The 19,541-nt window shown below is 59.6% G+C and carries 18 protein-coding genes and 1 pseudogene; 7 read left to right on the forward strand and 12 right to left on the reverse strand.

Features of this window, described 5'->3' with window-relative positions:
• The first annotated feature begins 44 nt into the window (after window positions 1-44).
• The 4 genes from AC07VO_RS23305 to AC07VO_RS23320 are packed head-to-tail and all read left to right on the forward strand — an operon-like array spanning window position 45 to window position 3,556.
• Window positions 45-1,193, forward strand: coding sequence for an MlaE family ABC transporter permease (locus tag AC07VO_RS23305; RefSeq protein WP_018927289.1), 1,149 nt, complete (start codon window positions 45-47; stop codon window positions 1,191-1,193).
• The gene (locus tag AC07VO_RS23310) at window positions 1,190-1,993 is read left to right on the forward strand and encodes an ABC transporter ATP-binding protein (RefSeq protein WP_018927288.1); all 804 of its coding nucleotides are present in this window, start codon (window positions 1,190-1,192) and stop codon (window positions 1,991-1,993) included. Before AC07VO_RS23305 ends, AC07VO_RS23310 begins: the two co-directional genes overlap by 4 nt.
• Before the next feature lies 1 nt (window position 1,994).
• Window positions 1,995-2,933, forward strand: coding sequence for an MlaD family protein (locus tag AC07VO_RS23315; protein ID WP_018927287.1), 939 nt, complete (start codon window positions 1,995-1,997; stop codon window positions 2,931-2,933).
• Window positions 2,930-3,556: an ABC-type transport auxiliary lipoprotein family protein gene (locus AC07VO_RS23320; RefSeq protein ID WP_019651219.1), complete on the forward strand. Its 627-nt coding sequence runs from the start codon at window positions 2,930-2,932 to the stop codon at window positions 3,554-3,556. Before AC07VO_RS23315 ends, AC07VO_RS23320 begins: the two co-directional genes overlap by 4 nt.
• 50 nt (window positions 3,557-3,606) lie before the next feature.
• Here AC07VO_RS23320 and AC07VO_RS23325 read toward each other — a convergent pair whose 3' ends face one another.
• From AC07VO_RS23325 to AC07VO_RS23345, 5 genes and pseudogenes are all read right to left on the reverse strand, one after another.
• The gene (locus AC07VO_RS23325) at window positions 3,607-4,836 is read right to left on the reverse strand and encodes a nucleoside recognition domain-containing protein (protein WP_086945252.1); all 1,230 of its coding nucleotides are present in this window, start codon (window positions 4,834-4,836) and stop codon (window positions 3,607-3,609) included.
• Between the two features lie 104 nt (window positions 4,837-4,940).
• Window positions 4,941-6,272 (reverse strand): glutamate/aspartate:proton symporter GltP, encoded by a 1,332-nt coding sequence (gene gltP / locus AC07VO_RS23330; RefSeq protein ID WP_018927284.1) that lies wholly within the window; start codon window positions 6,270-6,272, stop codon window positions 4,941-4,943.
• A 683-nt stretch (window positions 6,273-6,955) separates the two neighbouring features.
• Window positions 6,956-7,060 (reverse strand): annotated as a pseudogene (locus tag AC07VO_RS23335) (inhibitor of vertebrate lysozyme family protein); the annotation flags it as partial.
• A 66-nt stretch (window positions 7,061-7,126) separates the two neighbouring features.
• Window positions 7,127-7,291 (reverse strand): DUF1328 domain-containing protein, encoded by a 165-nt coding sequence (locus tag AC07VO_RS23340; RefSeq protein WP_003177151.1) that lies wholly within the window; start codon window positions 7,289-7,291, stop codon window positions 7,127-7,129.
• 81 nt (window positions 7,292-7,372) lie between these two features.
• Window positions 7,373-7,660, reverse strand: a complete 288-nt coding sequence (locus tag AC07VO_RS23345; RefSeq protein WP_064615662.1) for a hypothetical protein — start codon at window positions 7,658-7,660, stop codon at window positions 7,373-7,375.
• 440 nt (window positions 7,661-8,100) lie between these two features.
• Between AC07VO_RS23345 and algB the strand changes: the two genes are divergently transcribed.
• Entirely contained in the window at window positions 8,101-9,447 is a 1,347-nt protein-coding gene (gene algB / locus AC07VO_RS23350; protein ID WP_086945253.1) for a sigma-54-dependent response regulator transcription factor AlgB, read from the forward strand.
• 10 nt (window positions 9,448-9,457) lie between these two features.
• Window positions 9,458-11,248, forward strand: a complete 1,791-nt coding sequence (locus AC07VO_RS23355; protein WP_495007670.1) for a KinB sensor domain-containing domain — start codon at window positions 9,458-9,460, stop codon at window positions 11,246-11,248.
• A gap of 12 nt (window positions 11,249-11,260) precedes the next feature.
• Here the strand turns inward: AC07VO_RS23355 and AC07VO_RS23360 are convergent, their stop codons facing one another.
• The 7 genes from AC07VO_RS23360 to AC07VO_RS23390 form a co-directional block, all read right to left on the reverse strand.
• A complete protein-coding gene (locus AC07VO_RS23360) occupies window positions 11,261-12,877 on the reverse strand; it encodes an EAL domain-containing protein (RefSeq protein ID WP_018927280.1) in 1,617 nt (538 codons plus the stop codon).
• Between the two features lie 73 nt (window positions 12,878-12,950).
• Entirely contained in the window at window positions 12,951-13,730 is a 780-nt protein-coding gene (locus AC07VO_RS23365) for an N-acetylmuramoyl-L-alanine amidase (RefSeq protein WP_064615664.1), read from the reverse strand.
• A gap of 102 nt (window positions 13,731-13,832) precedes the next feature.
• Window positions 13,833-15,872, reverse strand: coding sequence for a GGDEF domain-containing protein (locus AC07VO_RS23370; RefSeq protein ID WP_064615666.1), 2,040 nt, complete (start codon window positions 15,870-15,872; stop codon window positions 13,833-13,835).
• Complete coding sequence (locus tag AC07VO_RS23375; RefSeq protein ID WP_064615668.1) at window positions 15,873-16,733, reverse strand: endonuclease/exonuclease/phosphatase family protein; 861 nt, start codon at window positions 16,731-16,733, stop codon at window positions 15,873-15,875. It abuts the gene before it with no gap.
• A gap of 14 nt (window positions 16,734-16,747) precedes the next feature.
• Complete coding sequence (locus AC07VO_RS23380; protein ID WP_018927277.1) at window positions 16,748-17,389, reverse strand: thiol:disulfide interchange protein DsbA/DsbL; 642 nt, start codon at window positions 17,387-17,389, stop codon at window positions 16,748-16,750.
• A gap of 198 nt (window positions 17,390-17,587) precedes the next feature.
• Window positions 17,588-18,199, reverse strand: a complete 612-nt coding sequence (locus AC07VO_RS23385) for a c-type cytochrome (protein WP_007940706.1) — start codon at window positions 18,197-18,199, stop codon at window positions 17,588-17,590.
• A gap of 46 nt (window positions 18,200-18,245) precedes the next feature.
• Complete coding sequence (locus AC07VO_RS23390) at window positions 18,246-18,536, reverse strand: c-type cytochrome (RefSeq protein ID WP_086945254.1); 291 nt, start codon at window positions 18,534-18,536, stop codon at window positions 18,246-18,248.
• A 191-nt stretch (window positions 18,537-18,727) separates the two neighbouring features.
• Between AC07VO_RS23390 and yihA the strand changes: the two genes are divergently transcribed.
• Entirely contained in the window at window positions 18,728-19,369 is a 642-nt protein-coding gene (gene yihA / locus AC07VO_RS23395) for a ribosome biogenesis GTP-binding protein YihA/YsxC (RefSeq protein ID WP_007940707.1), read from the forward strand.
• The last annotated feature ends 172 nt before the right edge of the window (window positions 19,370-19,541 follow it).

Consider the following 19,541-nt stretch of genomic DNA (forward strand, 5'->3'; position numbering starts at 1 on the left):
TGCTATTAATCTGGTCTGCGCAATTGCCGAACAAGCAGGAGCTTATGACCAGCAGCACAACGCCTGGCAATGTCCGACTGGATACCTCGCACATCCCTGCCCTGCTGCGGGTCACGGGTGACTGGACGCTCGCTCATTACGCCGATCTCAGCCACCTGAGCGAAAAGCTCCGTGGCCAATACGACAACAACACCCCCATCGACCTCAACGGCCTCGGTGCCCTGGACACGGCGGGTGCATCGCTGTTGGTGGAGTTGCTGGGTTCCGAGCGTCTGGGCAAGTCCGCCGAACACCCTGATTGCACCCTTTCCTCCGCCGATCGCGCCTTGTTGCAGACGGTGTATTGCTCGCTGACTGATTTCTGCGTGCCGATCAAAGAGCCGGAAATCAGCGTCGGCATTCAACTGCTGACCCGTATCGGCCGTGCGGTCGATGCGGTCTGGCAGGACGCCCTGCAGGTGCTGGGTTTTGTCGGCCTGATCCTGCAAACCATCGCGCGCGGGCTGTTTTGTCCCAAGCGCTGGCGCCTCACGCCGATGGTCGCGCACATTGAGCAGACTGGCCTCGACGCCGCTCCCATCGTCGCCCTGCTGACCTTTATGGTGGGCGCCGTGGTAGCGTTTCTCGGTGCGACTGTGCTGGCGAGCTTCGGCGCGAGCATTTTTACCGTGGACCTGGTGGCGTTTTCTTTTTTGCGCGAATTCGGCGTGTTGCTCACCGCGATCCTGATGGCCGGCCGCACCGCCAGTGCGTTCACCGCGCAGATCGGCTCGATGAAGGCCAACGAAGAAATCGATGCGATCCGCACCCTCGGCCTCGACCCGATGGAGTTGCTGGTGGTGCCGCGGGTATTGGCGTTGCTGGTGGCGCTGCCGATGCTGACCTTCCTGGCGATGTTGTCGGGGATTGTCGGCGGTGGCGTGGTGTGTGCGCTGTCGCTGGATATATCGCCGGCGATGTTCCTGTCGCTGCTGCAATCGGACATCGGCGTTCAGCACTTCCTGGTGGGGATCGTCAAAGCGCCGATTTTTGCGTTCCTGATCGCCGCCATCGGCTGTCTTGAAGGCTTCAAGGTCAGCGGCAGCGCCGAGTCCGTCGGTGCGCACACCACGTCGAGTGTGGTGCAGTCGATTTTCGTGGTGATCGTCCTCGATGCCGTGGCCGCATTGTTTTTCATGGAGATGGGCTGGTGAGTCGTCTACCCCGAGCGCCTTCCGAGGCGGTGATCGAAGTCCGTGGGCTGTGCAATCGCTTCGGCCGCCAGAGCGTGCACGAGAACCTCGACCTGGATTTGTACAAAGGCGAAATTCTGGCGGTGGTCGGCGGTTCCGGCAGCGGCAAATCGGTGCTGTTGCGCAGCATCGTCGGCTTGCGCCAGCCCAGCGAAGGGCTGGTGAAGGTCTTCGGCAAGAACTTGCCGAGCCTGTCGGAGCACGAGCGTTCGCTGGTCGAGCGGCGCTTCGGCGTGTTGTTCCAGAAAGGCGCCCTGTTCTCTTCGCTGACAGTGACCGAGAACGTCGCCCTGCCCCTTATCGAACACGCCGGCCTGAGCCGTACCGATGCCGAGCACCTGGCGGCGGTGAAACTGGCATTGGCCGGATTGCCGTTGTCGGCGGCCGACAAGTACCCTGCTTCACTGTCTGGCGGCATGATCAAGCGCGCCGCCCTGGCCCGGGCGCTGGCGCTGGACCCGGACATTCTGTTTCTCGACGAGCCCACCGCTGGTCTCGACCCGATTGGCGCGGCGGCGTTCGATCAATTGATTCTGACCCTGCGCGACGCGTTGGGTTTGAGTGTGTTTCTGGTCACACACGACCTCGACACGCTCTACACCATCACCGACCGGGTGGCGGTGCTGGCGCAAAAGAAAGTACTGGTGGCGGATGCCATCGACAAGGTTTCGGAAACCGACGACGCGTGGATTCACGAATACTTCCATGGCCCTCGCGGCCGCGCGGCGCTGACGGCCGCTAACCAGCTCAACGAGGTCTGACATGGAAACCCGAGCCCATCACGTATTGATCGGCCTGTTCACCGTCATAGTGGTGGCAGGCGCCCTGCTCTTCGGTCTGTGGCTGGCCAAGTCCAGCGTCGACACTGAATTCAAGGATTATGAAATCGTCTTCAACGAGGCGGTCAGCGGTTTGTCCAAGGGCAGCGCCGTGCAGTACAGCGGGATCAAGGTCGGCGACGTAGTGACGCTGCGCCTGGACCCGAATGATCCGCGCCGGGTGTTGGCGCGGATCCGCCTGGGCGGCGATACCCCGATCAAGGAAGACACCCAGGCCAAACTGGCGCTGACCGGGATCACCGGCACCTCGATCATTCAGCTCAGCGGCGGCACGCCGCAAAGTCCGACACTCAAGGGCAAGGGCGGCAATTTGCCGACCATCGTGGCATCACCCTCGCCTATCGCCCGTTTGATGAGCGACAGTAACGATCTGATGACCGGTGTGAACGTGTTGATGCAGAACGCCAATCAGATGTTTTCTTCGGAAAACGTCGAGCGCATCAGCAAGACCCTTGAGCATCTGGAGCAAACCACCGGCATCATCGCCGACCAGCGCGGCGACATCGGCCAAGCCATGCAGCAACTGGCGTCGATCAGTAAACAGGCCTCCGCCACACTCGAACAAACTGCTGGGCTGATGCGCAACGCCAACAGCCTGCTCAACGATCAGGGCAAGCAGATGTTCGGCAGTGCCGAGCAAGCCATGAAGTCCCTGGAACGGAGCAGCGCGACCATCAACTCATTGCTCACCACTAATCAGGATTCCCTCAACAACGGCATGCAGGGCCTCAATGGCCTGGCGCCGGCAGTGCGTGAGTTGCGCGACACCTTGAGCTCGCTGCGCACCATTTCCCAGCGGCTTGAGGCCAACCCCAGCGGTTACCTGCTGGGCAGTGACAAGAACAAGGAGTTCACGCCATGAAGCTGATCCCGTTAGCCTTGGCTGTCGGTTTTGCCCTGACCAGTGCCTGCTCGATTCTGCCCAAGTCCGAGCCATCCGATGTCTACCGGTTGCCCTCGGCCCAGAGCGGCGCACCGGCCAATCACAGCACGGCGCTGCACTGGTCGCTGCGGCTGGCCAAGCCGCAGACCAGCGAAGCCTTGAACAACCCGAAGATCGCCGTGATCCCTCAAGGTGACCTGATCAGCAGCTACAAGGCTTCCCGCTGGAGCGACCCGGCGCCGGTGCTGCTGCGCAATCGTCTGCTCGATGGTTTCCAGCGTGACGGTCGGGTGCCGTTGCTCAGCACCGATGACAGCAATTTGCAGGCGGACCTGGAGCTGGGCGGCAACCTGCAGGCGTTCCAGACCGAATACCAAGGCACGACGGCGAGCGTGGTCGTGCGGCTGGATGCATTGCTGGTGCGTGGGTATGACCAGCGCATCCTCGCCAGTCGGCGCTTTGAAGTGCGTCAGCCGTTGAGCGATGTGAAGGTGCCGGCGGTGGTCGCCGGGTTCGGCCAGGCCAGCGACCAGTTGACGGCACAGGTGGTGGCCTGGACGGTGGAGCAGGGTCAGAAAGTCGTGCCGCCGCTGAGGCCCTGAAGCCACCGCTGAACCCTGTGGGAGTGGGTTTGCCCCCACAGGGTTTTCGTTTAGCCGAAGAACCAGTAGCAAACCCCGATGGCCCCCAGCACCCCGCCAAGCTCCGCCAGCAGCGCACAGCCCACTGCATGCCGTGCACGCTGGATGCCCACCGCGCCGAAATACACCGCCAAGACATAGAAGGTCGTTTCGGTACTGCCCTGGACTGTCGCCGCCACCAGCGCCGGGAAGCTGTCCACCCCCTCGGTCTTCATGGTTTCAATCAGCATTGCCCGGGCGGCACTGCCGGAGAACGGTTTGACCATGGCCGTCGGCAGCGCATCGACGAAGCGTGTGTCCCACCCGGCCCACGCCACCAGGTGACGAATCCCGTCCAGACCGAAGTCCAGCGCCCCGGACGCCCGCAGCACACCCACGGCGCAGAGCATCGCCACCAGATATGGCAGCAGGTTCTTGGCGACGTCGAAGCCTTCTTTGGCGCCTTCGACGAATGCCTCGTAGACCTTCACCTTGCGTAATGCGCCGATGATCATAAACAGCATGATCAAGCCGAACAGCGTCACGTTGCCGAGGACCGATGACAGGCTCGCCAGCGCGGTCGCCGAGAGCGTCGCCAGCAGTGCCATGAAGCCGCCAAGGGCGAGGGCGCCGGGAATCAGGTACGCCAGCACCACCGGGTCCCAGATGCGCAGGCGTTGCATGAACGCTACGCTCAGGAAGCCGACGATGGTTGAGCAGCTGGTGGCGAGCAGGATCGGCAGGAACACCAGCGTCGGATCGGGCGCGCCTTGCTGGGCGCGGTACATGAAGATCGTCACGGGCAGCAGGGTCAGGGAGGAGGCGTTGAGCACCAGGAAGAGGATCTGCGCGTTGCTGGCGATCGTTGCACTGGGGTTGAGCTCTTGCAGCGCCTTCATGGCTTTGAGGCCGATCGGTGTGGCGGCGTTGTCCAGGCCCAGGCCGTTGGCGGCGAAGTTCAGGGTGATCAGGCCGATGGCGGGATGGCCGGCCGGCACTTCCGGCATCAGACGCAGGAACAGTGGCCCCAGCGCCTTGGCCAGCCACTCGACGATCCCGGCCTTCTCGGCGATCCGCAGAAAGCCCAGCCAGAGGGTGAGGGTGCCGAACAACAGGATCATGACCTCGACCGACAATTTGGCCATGGCGAAAATACTTTCCACCATCGCCGCAAAGATCCCGGCGTTACCACCGATCAGCCACTGCGCCAGCGCCGATACGGCTGCCACGATGAAGAAGCCAAGCCACAGGCCATTAAGCATCAGTCAAATCCCCCGGAAGATGCGGCGAATGATAGCGGGGTAGGCAGAAACGACAAACCCCGGATTTCTCCGGGGTTTGTTGGGGGCTCTTGTGGGAGCGGGCATTAGTTGCTGGAGGTTTCACCAACCGGCAGCTTTTCCTTGCTGCGCCAGTGCGGCAGGGAGTTCCAGTAGCGCTGGCCCTTGGCGTCGTCGTACATGCCTTCCCAACGCGAGATGACCAGCACGGCCAAGGCGTTGCCGATCACGTTCAGCGCGGTACGGGCCATATCCATGATGCGGTCGACACCGGCGATGAATGCCAGGCCTTCCAGCGGAATACCGACGCTGCCCAGAGTGGCCAGCAACACCACGAAGGACACACCCGGTACGCCGGCGATGCCTTTAGAGGTGACCATCAGGGTCAGCACCAGCAGCAGTTGCTGGCTGATCGACAGGTCGATGCCGTACAGCTGGGCAATGAAGATCGCCGCGATGCTCTGGTACAGGGTCGAACCGTCGAGGTTGAACGAGTAGCCGGTCGGTACCACGAAGCTGCAAATGGCTTTCGGCGCGCCGTAGGCTTCCATCTTCTCGATCACGCGCGGCAGCACGGTTTCGGAACTGGCGGTGGAGTAGGCCAGGACCAGCTCATCCTTGAAGATGCGCATCAGCTTGATCACCGAGAAGCCGAACAGGCGAGCGATCAGGCCCAGCACCACGAAGGCGAAGAAGGCGACGGCGAAGTAAACCAGGACGACCAACTTGGCCAGTGGCAGCAGGGAGGCGAAGCCGAAGTTGGCCACGGTCACCGCGATCAGTGCGAACACGCCGATCGGGGCGTAGTTCATGATCATGTGGGTGACTTTGAACATGCTTTCCGACACGCCCTGGAACATCTTCACCAGAGGTTCGCGCAGGTCCGATTGCAGGCTCGACAGACCGAGACCGAACAACACGGAGAAGAAGATGATCGGCAGCATCTCGCCGCGCATCATGGCCGCAAAGATGTTCGACGGGATCAGGTTGAGGATGGTTTCGATGAACGCGTGTTCATGCTGAACCTCGGCAGCAGTGGCCTGGTACTTGGAAATATCCACGGTACCCAGGGTGCTCATGTCAATGCCGCTGCCCGGATGGACCACGTTGGCCAGCACCAGACCGACCAGAATGGCGATGGTGGTGACGATCTCGAAGTAAATGATGGTCTTCAGACCGATACGCCCGAGTTTTTTCGCGTCCCCAACGCCAGCGATGCCGACGACCAGCGAGGAGATTACGATCGGGATCACGATCATCTTGATCAGACGGATAAAGATATCGCCTGCTGGTTGCAGGACGTTGCTGATCCACCAGGCCTTTTCAGCGCTGAAGTGGTTGAGCAGTGCACCTATTGCTATCCCCAGAACCAGACCGATGAGGATCTGCCAGGCGAGGCTAAGCTTTGCCTTCTTCATATCTTTACCCTTACTTGCGTTTGACTCAGGCCGATGCATGAACTGCAACGCTCAATGGCGAAGCCGTCTTGCACCAACCCCCGTATAAGGTCCCCGCGAGCGAGCATTTACAGCTCTCTGGCAGCGAAAAAGGCGCAACTATTCCGATGCGGGGAAGCGCCGTCTAATGCCGTAAACGCCTACCCTATGCCGAATCGGCATGAGATTTTTCAACTGAAACCCACGTCCCAGCCGGTTCGAATGCGACATTTCGGCAGGTATAAGTGCCGTGAACCGGCCATTTCAGCGCCGGTTGATGTTTTTTTGAACCAGTGAAAATTTAGGAGATGTCCTACGTTCGACTGCGATTTTTCTTCTCATGAAAGTCAGAGCTTTCTCGATATACGGTCACGAAGAAACACCGCGAAACGGTTTTGCGGGGAATATGCAGCAAGAACATATGAGCAGAATGCTCTAGATCAACGTTTTGCACGTTGAAGCTCTCCGCAAGTCCGTCGAGCCACGCTAGGCCGACGAACTTGCGTCGCAGCTTCACCTGACCCGGCCCTTGCGCGGCTACTCCCTGTACCCGTAGGTCACTCCGACCCTGAAGCAGTCAGAACGTCCCGACCCCTTGGTCATGCGTCTACCGTCCTCGGGTAGCGCAGTGGAAAGAAGCGTGAGGCCTCTTTCGTGTTTCGAACTCAATACCGGCGTGGATCTTTCTTCAGTCGCGCCATCCACATCTTCTGCATGCCTTCGTCCGGTTTACCGAGTAAGCGGTAGTCGGCATGTCGCGTGGGTGGCCGCGATCGTCATGGCACTGCCGCCCAGAAGCAGGGCGGCCGCCAATGTCTTTAACCAAAACACACATATCAACCTCGACCGCGACGGCCAAAGAAGAAGGAAGCAATGAACATCACCAGGAATACGACAAAGAGAATCTTGGCGATACCCGTGGCGGTGCCCGCGATACCACCGAAGCCCAATACTGCAGCGATGATGGCAATGATCAGGAATGTGATTGCCCAGCTCAACATGGTGATTCTCCTTACGCTTCTATTTAAGGATGTTGCTTGTGGTGCATTTCCCGGCGCGTTGAGCGCGCCAAGTTCGTTTGCTTAAAACACCCAACGTTCCTGGGAGGGCGTCTCGTCCACAGGCCGGGCCTGGTCGACGCCCATCATTCGTATTGAGGCGTTGTCAGCCGGGTTGCTGCTGACGGCGCTGAAGTGGCTTTGGGGGGGATGTGGAATCGAAAGGTGCACTGGCGCCGGTTGCGCGCTTTGCTCCCAACGCATGTACTGCTGGCCACCAATCAGGGTGATCAACAACGCCAACAGGGCAAACAAGCCTTGCTGGACATGCAGTGGCGAAAGACGCAATTGGGCGGCACTTTGGCGATTCATCCTGAAGTTCCTCCCATACGGGTAGTGATCTTTGGCGGGCGCTGGTTCATTAAATGCCCTGATTACCTAGACCATTGCAGCCTGCATGCCAGCTTTAATAAAGAATAAATACGATAGAAATCAAAAGGTTATTGTGTTTGTAGAAAACGTTTTAGACGCATCCTGCACGATGATCCGTTTGCAGTCGTGCGTAATGCACGATGAGTTCGCAGGCACTTTCAATATTTTTGGAATTGCGGGGAGGGCGTAGATGTCAGAAAGGGACGCAGGCAATCGCTGAAAGAATGGTCTGTAAATAAAAGTTCAAATAAATCAGCGTATTAGCTGAACTTTGAGTAGATAGATAGCCTGTTGTGGCTGGAATCGACCAGAATCAATCATGCAACTTGCCCGATTTTTCCGGGACTAACCAAGAACACCTATTAAAGGAGCGTAGGAACATGGAATCAGCCACTGAGCATCAAGGCCGCATTCTGCTGGTGGACGACGAATCCGCCATCCTTCGAACCTTTCGCTATTGCCTCGAAGACGAAGGCTACAGCGTGGCCACCGCGACCAGCGCTGCTCAGGCCGAAGCCTTGTTGCAGCGTCAGGTTTTCGATCTGTGCTTCCTCGATTTGCGCCTGGGTGAAGACAATGGCCTCGATGTGCTGGCCCAGATGCGAATTCAGGCGCCCTGGATGCGTGTGGTGATCGTCACCGCTCACTCCGCCGTAGACACTGCCGTGGATGCAATTCAGGCCGGTGCCGCCGACTATCTGGTCAAACCTTGCAGCCCCGATCAGTTACGTCTGGCCACCGCCAAACAGCTGGAAGTGCGGCAACTCTCGGCACGCCTGGAAGCCCTCGAAGGTGAAGTGCGTAAACCCAAGGAGGGGCTGGACTCCCACAGCCCGGCGATGAAAGTGGTGCTTGAAACCGCCCGCCAGGTCGCCAGTACCGACGCCAACATTCTGATTCTCGGAGAGTCCGGCACCGGTAAAGGTGAGCTGTCACAGGCCATTCATGGCTGGAGCAAACGCCAGAAGAAATCCTGCATCACCATCAACTGCCCCTCCCTGACAGCGGAATTGATGGACAGTGAACTCTTCGGCCACAGCCGTGGCGCGTTCACCGGTGCCAGCGAAAGCACCTTGGGGCGTGTCAATCAGGCTGATGGCGGAACGTTGTTTCTCGACGAGATCGGCGATTTTCCCCTGACTTTGCAGCCAAAGTTGCTGCGTTTCATCCAGGACAAGGAATACGAGCGTGTGGGTGATCCGGTGACCCGTCGCGCCGACGTGCGAATCCTCGCGGCTACCAACCTCAACCTTGAAGACATGGTCCGCGACGGGCGCTTTCGTGAGGATTTGCTCTATCGGCTGAACGTCATCACTTTGCACCTGCCGCCGCTTCGCGAACGCAGGGAAGACATCCTGAACCTGGCTGACCGTTTCCTGGCGCGCTTCGTCAAGGAATACTCGCGTCCGGCCCGGTGTTTCAGCGACGAGGCCCGCGAGGCGCTGCTCAGCTACCGCTGGCCCGGCAATATCCGCGAGCTGCGCAACGTGGTGGAGCGGGCGAGCATTATTTGTCCGCAGGAGCGGGTCGAGATCAGCCACTTGGGCATGGCCGAAGCTCCGACCAACAGTACGCCACGCATTGGCGCCGCGTTGAGCCTGGATGAGTTGGAGAAAGCCCACATCGGCGCGGTCCTTGCCACCGCCGATACCCTGGATCAGGCGGCCAAGACCCTGGGTATCGACGCCTCGACCCTGTACCGCAAACGCAAGCAGTACAACCTGTGAGCTGCACCCGATGAAACTGGCGATGACATTGCGCACCCGGTTGTTCCTGAGTATTTCAGCCTTGATCACCGTGGCGCTGCTCGGGCTGTTGCTCGGGCTGGTCAGCGTGATGCAGATGGCTGGTACGCAGGAGGCCCTGATCCGTGACAACTTCGTCAGGCTGGACCTGGGATTGAAGCTGCGCCAGACCCTGGGTGATCAACTGATCATCATGCTCGGCGAGAAGCCTGATCCCGCGGCGCTCGAGGCATCCCGACAGCATTACCTCGAATTGCTCGATGAAGGCATTGCTCGCGAGCCGTCCAGCGAGGGCGCCCAGTACGGGTTCAAAAAAGCCAAGGCTGATTACCAGAGCTTTCTGCAGGCCTACGATCTTTCCCGCGATACAGCACAGGTGCTCACTGGGGGCGGGGATCTCACGGAAAAATTCAACACGTTGCGCAACGGTTTGATCGCCGAACAGAAGCGCGCGCTGGATAACATCAGTGAAACCGAACGCCAGGCCCGGGACCGCGCGTTGCTGATTGCCGGCCTGCTCGGGTTGATCGGGGTGGGGGTGCTGTTCATCGGGTTCATTACCGCCCATGCGATCGCCCAGCGTTTCGGAGCCCCGATCGAGGCCCTGGCGGCGGCGGCTGACAACATCGGCCAAGGCAATTTCGAAGTGACTCTGCCGATTTCCTCCGCAGTGGAAATGAACCAGCTGACCCGACGCTTCGGAATCATGGCCGAGGCCCTGCGACAGCACCAAGCCACTAATATCGACGAGCTACTCGCCGGACAGCAGCGTTTGCAAGCAGTGCTCGATAGCATCGACGACGGTTTGCTGATCATTGATCGTCAAGGTCAGCTCGAGCACCTCAACCCGGTGGCTCAGCGCCAGTTAGGCTGGGACACCGAGCGTCTCGGCCAAGGGCTGGGCACGGCACTTGAGCGTCCCGAAGTGGATGAACAACTGCACCTGGTGCTGCGCGGCGGCACCCTGGAGCGAGTGCCGGACGACCTGAGCATCGAGGTTGACGGGGAGTCGCGATTGCTGACGTATAGCCTGACGCCGGTCAGCCATACCCAGGGGCATATTCTCGGCGCCGTGATGGTGTTGCATGACGTCACCGAACAGCGTGCCTTCGAACGGGTGCGCAGCGAGTTCGTCTTGCGTGCTTCCCATGAGTTACGCACGCCAGTCACCGGGATGCACATGGCATTCGGCCTGTTCCGCGAGCGGGCGCATTTTGCCGAGGATTCCCGTGAGGCCGACTTGCTGAACACCGTGAATGAAGAAATGCAGCGCTTGATGCAGTTGATCAACGACCTGCTGAATTTCTCTCGCTATCAGAATGGCCTGCAAAAACTCACCCTGGCGCCGTGCTCCATCAAAGATTTACTGGAGCAGGCCCAGGCACGCTTTGCCGGCCCGGCGCAGGAGAAGGGCATTGAGCTGTTGGTGGAAGTGCAGGGAACGTTGCCACGGCTGCAAGCCGATCAGGCGCAACTGGAGCGGGTGCTCGATAACCTGATCGACAACGCCTTGCGTCATACCTCCCGCGACGGGCTGATACGTTTGCAGGCTCGACGTCATGGGGAGCGGGTGATTATCAGTGTCGAAGACAACGGCGAAGGCATTGCCTACAGCCAGCAAGGAAGGATATTCGAGCCTTTTGTTCAGGTCGGCCGCAAGAAGGGCGGCGCCGGGCTCGGTCTGGCGCTGTGCAAGGAGATCGTGCAGTTGCACGGTGGGCGGATGGGCGTGTACTCACGGCCGGGGCAGGGTTCGCAGTTCTACATGGCGCTGGCGGTATAAGCCTGAACCCTCTCAGTCTTCGTCATCCAGACGCCGCGTTGCCTGTCGGCGGCCACGGGTAATCAATTCGATGAATTGCACAGCGCTCAATGGGTGCGCGAACAGCCAGCCCTGACCGAACTTCACCCCCTCGCTGCTCAGAAACTCTGCCTGGGCTTCATGTTCGATGCCCTCGGCAATCACCTTGAGTTGCAGGGCCTGGGCCATGCGAATGATGTGCGGTGCCACGCCGCTGCTGGCGGCGTCATGACCCAGCGCGTCGATAAATGCCTTGTCGATTTTCAGGCAGTCCACGGGCAGTGTTTGCAGGTAGGCGAGGCTGCAATAGCCAGTGCCGAAGTCATCGATCAGCACCTGATGCCCGACATCGCGCAAGGCCTGCAGGTTTTCTCTGGCCACCACGACATCAACCAATCCGCGCTCGGTCACCTCAAAGGCAATCTGTCTGGCGGCTACACGGTGCAAGGCCAGCAGGCGCGCCATCACCTGACCGATACGCGGCACCATGACGTCGCAGGCCGCCAGGTTGACCGAGATATACAACTGCGGATTGGCGCGCAACAGTTGTCCGAGCTGTTCCAGCAGGCGCTGTAATACGAAATCAGTCATCTGGCGGATCTGGCCGGTGTTTTCCGCCATGGGAATGAACAGCTCGGGGCTGGTCAAGGTGCCGTCCGGCCTTCGCCAGCGCAGCAAGGCTTCGGCTCCGACACAGTTGCGACTGTCGAGGTCGAAGATCGGTTGATACAACACCTGCAATTCGCCTCGTTGTATCGCGCCGTGCAGTTCGGCATCCAGTGATTGACGCTGGCGCACCAGCAGAAACACCAGAATGCCTACGCAGGCACTTAGCGCGAGGCTGGCCGGAAGCAGCCACCACCAAACGGCCGGCACATGCATCCCGGTACGCGGGGTGATCAGCACCAGTTGGTATTCGGGAGTGTTGGTCGGCATTCGGTAAATCAGGCGGGTAGGGGTGACTTGCAGTGCATCGTGATTTTTCGGGGGCCAGGGTTGCGTCGGGGGCCACTCCTGCTCGGCACCGAGCACGGGAATCGCGCGGGTGTCGTGGTCGAGCACCACCAGCAGGCTGCTCCCCGGAGACAGATCAACCATGTCGGTCAAATGCCCGCGAGACGTAGCCACCCGGAAATTGCCACGCCCCAGCATCAGTGCGGCGCGGTTCTCATCGGGTTCGGTGGTGGTGTTCAACCAATAGCTGTAGGTGGGGCCCTCGATGTCCGGTGGCCGGATCACCGAAAGCCCTTCCTGGCGTGGGCGGTTGGAGCAGATTCCTGAAGCATCCATGTAAGCGGCTTCGTAAACGAAGCGGTAATTGAAGCTGACTTGCTGCAATGTGGCGATCATTTCATCGTCGCAGCCCCGCAGCGGTTGAGCTTCAAGGTCATCGAGGCTTTCGCGCAGTTGCCCGAACAGCTGCTCCAGACGGACCAGAAAGCGCTCCCCCTGGGCGTTCATCTCCTGGCTTTCGTTGTCCTCGACCTGATGCATCGCAATGAACAGACTGCCGGTCATCAGCAGCGTGGCACTCAAGGCAGCCGCCAGCGTCGCCAGAAACCAAGGGCGATAGAACCAGCTACGCAGCTTCTCTCGAGCAGCCGTCATCATGGAATATCCGAAGGATTACCAATGAGTTATAGCTGCTGATTGGGAAAAGACCCTGACCGTCGGGCGGGCGTCATTATTTTGTCTGGTTCAACACCTGGAGAAGCGCCGCGGTTTGCGCGTCCGGCGTGCCGTCGAAACGGGACGGGCGAAAATGCAGCTGAAAAGCCGCCAGCACATTGCGTGTCGCTGCATCCAGTTCGCCGGTTTGTGGCGTGGCGTAGCCCAGGCGGGCAAGTTGTGCCTGAAACCAACTGATGCTTGGCAGCTGCACGGCGAACTGCGCTTGCTGACGCGCCACGGCCTGCTCGTTCGGCCAGATTCCCAGGCCTTCGGCCGCCAGGCGTTTCCAGGGGAACAGCGGGCCAGGGTCGAGCTTGCGCATGGGGGCGATGTCGCTATGGCCGATGATATGGCGAGGGCTGATGCCCTGGCGCTTGCTGATGTCCTTGAGCAGAAAGATCATCGATTGGACCTGGGCTTCGCTGTAGGGATACCAGAGACGCCCGGTCGGGGTGTCCTGGAAGCCCGGATTGACGATTTCGATGCCAATGGAACTGGAATTCAGCCAGGTCCGGCCTTGCCATTGGCTTTCGCCGGCGTGCCAGGCTCGAAGATTTTCATCCATCAGCTTATAGATGGTGGCGTGCTCGTCGTCGCCGATCAGGTAGTGGCTGCTGACTTCGCCATGGGTCAGCAATTGCAGCGAGTCCTCCAGGGATGCGGAGGTGTAATGCATCACCACGAACTGAATACGGCTGTCGTGATTGACAGAAGGGTGGCTGGTGTCAATCCGGGGACCGCTGGCGCAACCGGCTAATACGAGCAGCGAAGCAATAAGAGCAAGAAGTTTCATGGTGGAGGCAATATACACGAGACAATAATGCAACAGTGTAACGTATTGCCTTGCGCGCCGACCGCAAAAGCGCGCCTTTAAACAAAATGGAACAATTAACTGTCAGCCCAGTTCTATCCGATTACGCCCGGTGTTTTTCGCGCGATATAACGCCTGATCAGCTCTTTTAAGCACCAGGTCGCTATGTTCGCCCGCTCTGAAGGCGGTCAGTCCCATGGAAATGGTGATAGTGACTCGCTCGCCCTTGAAGTGGAATGGGCAAGCTTCGATCGATGCGCGCAAGGTTTCCAACAGTTTCGCGCCGGCCATCGGCGCCGTGGCAGGCATCAACAGCACAAACTCCTCACCGCCAAACCTGGCTATGAAGTCCGTCCCGCGCAGACGCTTGCGCAGCACACTGGCGATGATTTTCAGCACCTTGTCGCCCGCGAGATGGCCGTAGTTGTCATTGATGCGTTTGAAATGGTCGAGGTCGAGCATCGCCAGTAACAGGGTATTGCCGTGTTGTTGCCATTGACTGATTTCGTGGTCCAGCCGTTCGCTCCAGGCCGCTCGATTCGGCAGGCCGGTCAACGGATCGATCAAAGCCTTCTGGCGCTGTTCTTCGAGGTGCTCGCGGTAACCCAGCGCTTCCTGCTCCATGTGGGCCACCCTTTCAGCCAGGCTTTGCAGGCGGGCAGCGACTTCCTGCTCGCGCTCGTCGCGTTGCTTCTGGTGCTGGTCCATGGTGCCGAGCAGGCCTTCGAGATGGTCTTCCAGCATGTGCTTGAGGTCATCGAGGTCCGCCGCGTCCTGCATGCTGCTTTGCAGGCCGTCGACTTGCTCGCGAATCTGCGTGTCCATCACTCGCGCGGCAGAGCGGTTGTCGGCGTGGCCTTCGCTGGCGGCTTGCAGGTTGCTCTGAAATGATTCGAGGCGTTCGTTGAGTCGTTGCAGATAGGCTTCGAATTCGTGTTGGCCGCTGTCGGTAATGGCCAGCATTAATGTTGCAAGATCATCGAGGATGGGTAGCAGTTCGTACCAATTCAAGCCGTTTTGAAGACGATTGCGCATCGCTTCGGCTTGCGGTCGATGGCGTTCGGGCAGCGTCAGGTCGTCGAGAAGGCCCAGCAGAGTGTCTTCGATGTGCTTGGCCACAGAGCTGTAGGACGGTTCCGGCGAGTCCGGCAGGGCATACAGAATGTCGTGTTCTGACGTCTGCGGATCGCTGGCCTCCGGGATCAGTTCATCCGGGTTGATTGCCGGCGGAGCCTGGGTGGCCGGTACGGCGATCGATGGAGCCGGCTCTTGCGGGTGTTCGAGGTTCGGCTGGATTTGTGGCTCCGGGGCCTGGCTGCTCGTGGCCTCTGGCTCCAGGATGGGCGGGGCGAACGCCACGACTTCGGCTATGGGTGCCGTTGTTGCTGTGGGAGCCGGAGTGTCCACGGGTTCAGCGGGCGCAGCGGCGGGCAGGGCAGCTTCAACGGTTGGCATTACCGCTTGCGGTTTGTTGGCGGCTGGCGCGAGATTGGCCGTCGCGAGTGGGAGTTCGGCCAGTGGAGCTGCAACCGGCTCGACAGGTTGCGGTGCAGGCATTGGCAATTCGGGGGCGGCGATCTGTGGCGCAGCCTCGTCTGCATCCCGGCTACCGAACAGGCGCTGCAGAAAACCCGGACGACCCGGTTCCACAGGGTTCTCCAACAGGCTCAAGGCTTTGCCTTGCAAGCCGCTCAGTTCGCTGAGCAGCAACGGGATTTCGCGAGCCTGGCCGACACGTCCGTTCAGCTGCTTGGCGAAACTCTTCAGTGGCCGGCTCACTTCCCGTGGCAGCGGCAATGCTTGCAACTGAGAGACCAGCGCCGTCAGTGCGGCGCTGACTTGATCAACCCGGGTTTCCCGGCGTTGCTCGGAGTCGAGCACGGCTTTTTCCAGGCGCGGCAGCAAGGCTGCCAGGCCGGCGTCCATGTCGTCTGTGCGTACGACTTCGCGCATTTCCTTCATGCATAGGTCAACGGCGCGATCGGTGCCTTCGGCAGCCAGGGTGCTGCGCACCAGCCCGCGACGCAGCAGGTCGAGCCGGGCGTCCCATCGACGTTCGAGCTTTTCCTGTTGTTCGATGCTTTTGAGGTATTTCTCTTTCCAGCGCTGTGCTTCGTCGCTCATTCAGACAGGACTCAACGCGGGGAATGCATCGGCCGTGAGCGAGCCCGGCAGACGAATTTCTACCGCGACCGGCAGGTGATCGGAAATGGGTTGTGCCAGCACCTCGACCTTTTCAAGCGTCAGGGTGGGGCTGAGCAGAATGTGGTCCAGACAGCGCTGTGGGCGCCAGCTGGGAAAGGTCGCTTCCATCTGCGGCGCGAGCAGGCCTAAATCGCGCAGCGGGGAATGTTGCAGCAAGTCACCGGCGTGGGTATTCATATCGCCCATCAGCACCTGGTGCTTATAACCGCCGATCAACTCGCGGATGTAAGCCAGTTGCATGCTACGGGCGCGAGCGCCCAGCGCCAGGTGCATCATCACCACCACGAGCGCCTCCGGACCTTCGCCGAAGCGCACCAGAATGGCCCCGCGACCCTTGGGCCCCGGCAGCGGATGATCCTCGATCGCCCACGGGCGCAGGCGGCTGAGCACGCCATTGCTGTGCTGGCCGAGATGACCGAGATTGCGATTGAGTTGTTGATACCAATAAGGGAAGGCGCCGAGCTGCGCCAGGTGTTCGACCTGATTGACGTAGCCCGATCGCAGGCTGCCGCCATCGGCTTCCTGCAAGGCGACCAGATCGAAGTCGCCCAGCAGATTGCCGATTTTTTGCAGGTTGTCGGCACGCCCGGTGTGCGGCAGCAGATGCTGCCAGCCGCGGGTCAGATAGTGCCGATAACGCTCGGTACTGATGCCGACCTGGATATTGAAACTGAGCAAACGCAGACGGCTGTCCACGGGCAACCCCGTTGATTCCAGGTGATGCTCGTTGACCCGCGGGTCGTGCAGGCCAACGATGCGTTCAGTTCCCCAGCGGCGCATGGCGGTCGCCGCGCTTAGTTGGCAACGGCCTTGGTTGCCGCTCGCTCTTTGGCGACCAGTTGGTCAGCCAGTTTCAACGCTTGTTCGGCGCCGCCGGCAGAGCCGATGTCAAAGCGATACTTGCCATTGACGATCATGGTAGGCACGCCGGAGATTTCATATTTCTTGGCAAGCTCTTTGGCTTTGTTGATCTGGCCCTTGATGGCGAAGGAGTCGAAGGTGGCCAGGAATTTTTCCTTGTCTACACCTTGGGTCGCCAGGAAGTCCGCCATGTCTTCTTTGTCGGTCAGTTTCTTGTGTTCTTTCTGGATTGCGTTGAACACCGCAGCGTGAACCTTGCTCTCGACACCCATGGCCTCAAGCGTCAGGAACATCTGGCCGTGGGCATCCCAAGGGCCGCCAAACATGGCCGGGATACGTACGAAATTCACGTCGGAAGGCAGCTTTTCAACCCATGGGTTGATGACGGGTTCGAAGGCATAGCAATGCGGGCAGCCGTACCAGAACAGCTCCACGACTTCGATCTTGCCAGGCTCGGCCACCGGGACCGGGTTGCTCAGTTCGACATAGGGCGCTTCAGGTTTTTCGGCGGCTTGGGCAGTCATGCCGAACAGGCTGGCAGCGACGAGTGCGGCGCTGATGATCAGATTACGCATGCTTTACTCCTGGACAATTTGGGCGCCTCGCGCGACCTGTTTTCAGACAGATTCCGGCGGGCTTGAGTTCTGTAGTGTAACGGCAGCGGCCACAAAAAAGGGCAGCCAAAGCTACCCTTTTTATGTTTGCATCGACGGATTAATCGAGAGTTAACGTTGCAAGAGATGTACATCACTCACAACGCTCGATCACAGGCCTTAGTGCAAGCCTTGAATATAGCTGGAGACGGCGGCGATATCTTCGTCGCTCAGCTTTTTAGCGATGCTTTGCATTGGTTTGGTGTCGCCGTCGTTGGTCCGGCCACCTTCTTCTTTTCTGAATTCGGTCAATTGCTTGCCGACGTACTGAGCATGCTGGCCGCCCAGGTGCGGGAAGCCGGCAGCTGCGTTGCCTGCGCCATTGGGCGAGTGGCAGCCGGTGCAGGCTGGCAGCCCTTTGGCCAGGTCGCCGCCACGGAACAGTGCTTCACCGCGAGCCACGATTTTCGGGTCGGCGGCACCGACGCTGCCTTTCTGGCTGGCGAAGTAGGCGGAGATATCGGCCAGGTCCTGATCGCTGAGGTTGGTCAGCAGGCCGGTCATTTCCAGTACCGTGCGTTTGCCGGACTTGATGTCGTGCAGCTGCTTGTTCAGATAACGCTCGCCCTGGCCTGCCAGTTTCGGAAAGTTAGGCGCCATGCTATTGCCATCCGGGCCATGACAGGCGCCACATACTGCGGCTTTCGCCTGACCAGCAGTCGCATCACCTGCAGCATGGGCAATACCGGAGATCCCCACGGTCAACAGCAGACTCACGATCAATTTGTTCATCAGCTAATCCAACTACGGCTAAGGGTTAAAGAGTTATGGACCGGGTTTACTCGCTCATCCACTGGATGATGTCTCGGTAATCCTCGGCACTGCAGTCCATGCACAAACCACGCGGCGGCATCGCCTTGAAACCCTGGGTCACGTGTTGCACCAGCGTCTCCATACCTTTCGCCAACCTCGGCGTCCAAGCTTCCTGATCGCCCCTGCGGGGCGCCATGGGTAGTTGGCCGGAATGACAGGCACCACAAACACGGTTGTACACAGCTTCCGGATCCTGTGTAGCCTGAGCGCTGTAAAGCGGCATCAAGACACCGGCAGCTAGCAGCCATTTCGTCATAAAACGACCTTTTCAGGGTTGAGAGCGTGCTGCGTTCTAATGCGCAATCAAGGTCAATCGCTCTCGTGAACTTCATCCTACGCTGGGACAAAGCGCACACAAAATCTGCGGCATTATATACTGGCGTCACTGAAACGGAAACGACACTGCTTGCCGCGTCCATTCCCGGCGCCGCCCACATCGGAAATCCCATGCAACTCAAGAATCCCATCCTCGGCCTGTGCCAACAGTCCACCTTTATGCTCAGCGCCGCCAAAGTCGACCAATGTCCCGACGACGAAGGCTTTGAAGTGGCCTTCGCCGGGCGTTCCAACGCCGGCAAGTCCAGCGCGTTGAATACTCTGACCCACGCCAGCCTGGCGCGGACCTCGAAAACACCGGGTCGCACACAGCTGTTGAACTTCTTCAAGCTAGACGATGAACGCCGTCTGGTCGACCTGCCAGGCTACGGTTATGCAAAAGTACCGATCCCGTTGAAGATGCACTGGCAGCGTCACCTGGAAGCCTATCTGGGTGGCCGTGAGAGTTTGAAAGGTTTGATTCTGATGATGGACATCCGTCATCCAATGACCGACTTCGACCTGTTGATGCTCGATTGGGCCGTTGCCAGCGGCATGCCGATGCATATCCTGCTGACCAAGGCCGACAAACTGACCTACGGCGCGGCAAAAAACACGCTGCTCAAGGTTCAATCGGAAATCCGCAAGGGTTGGGGCGATACGATTACTATCCAGCTGTTTTCGGCCCCCAAGCGCATGGGCCTGGAAGAAGCCTACACCGTACTGGCGGACTGGATGGAGTTGGCGGACAAGGGTGCCGAGGCTGCCGAGTAAGTCTCTCGAGGCCAATTGGCAGGCAAAAAAAACCCCGGACTTCGTATGGGGAGGGAGAAGTTCCGGGGTTCAAGTTCCGGACCGCTAGGGCGGGGTCCAGATATCTGCCAACACTTAACACAACATAGGAGCATCGAAGGGCTTCACCAGCCATTCAGTATCTCTGAGTGGC

The organism is Pseudomonas sp. GW821-FHT03E01 (assembly GCF_059420765.1).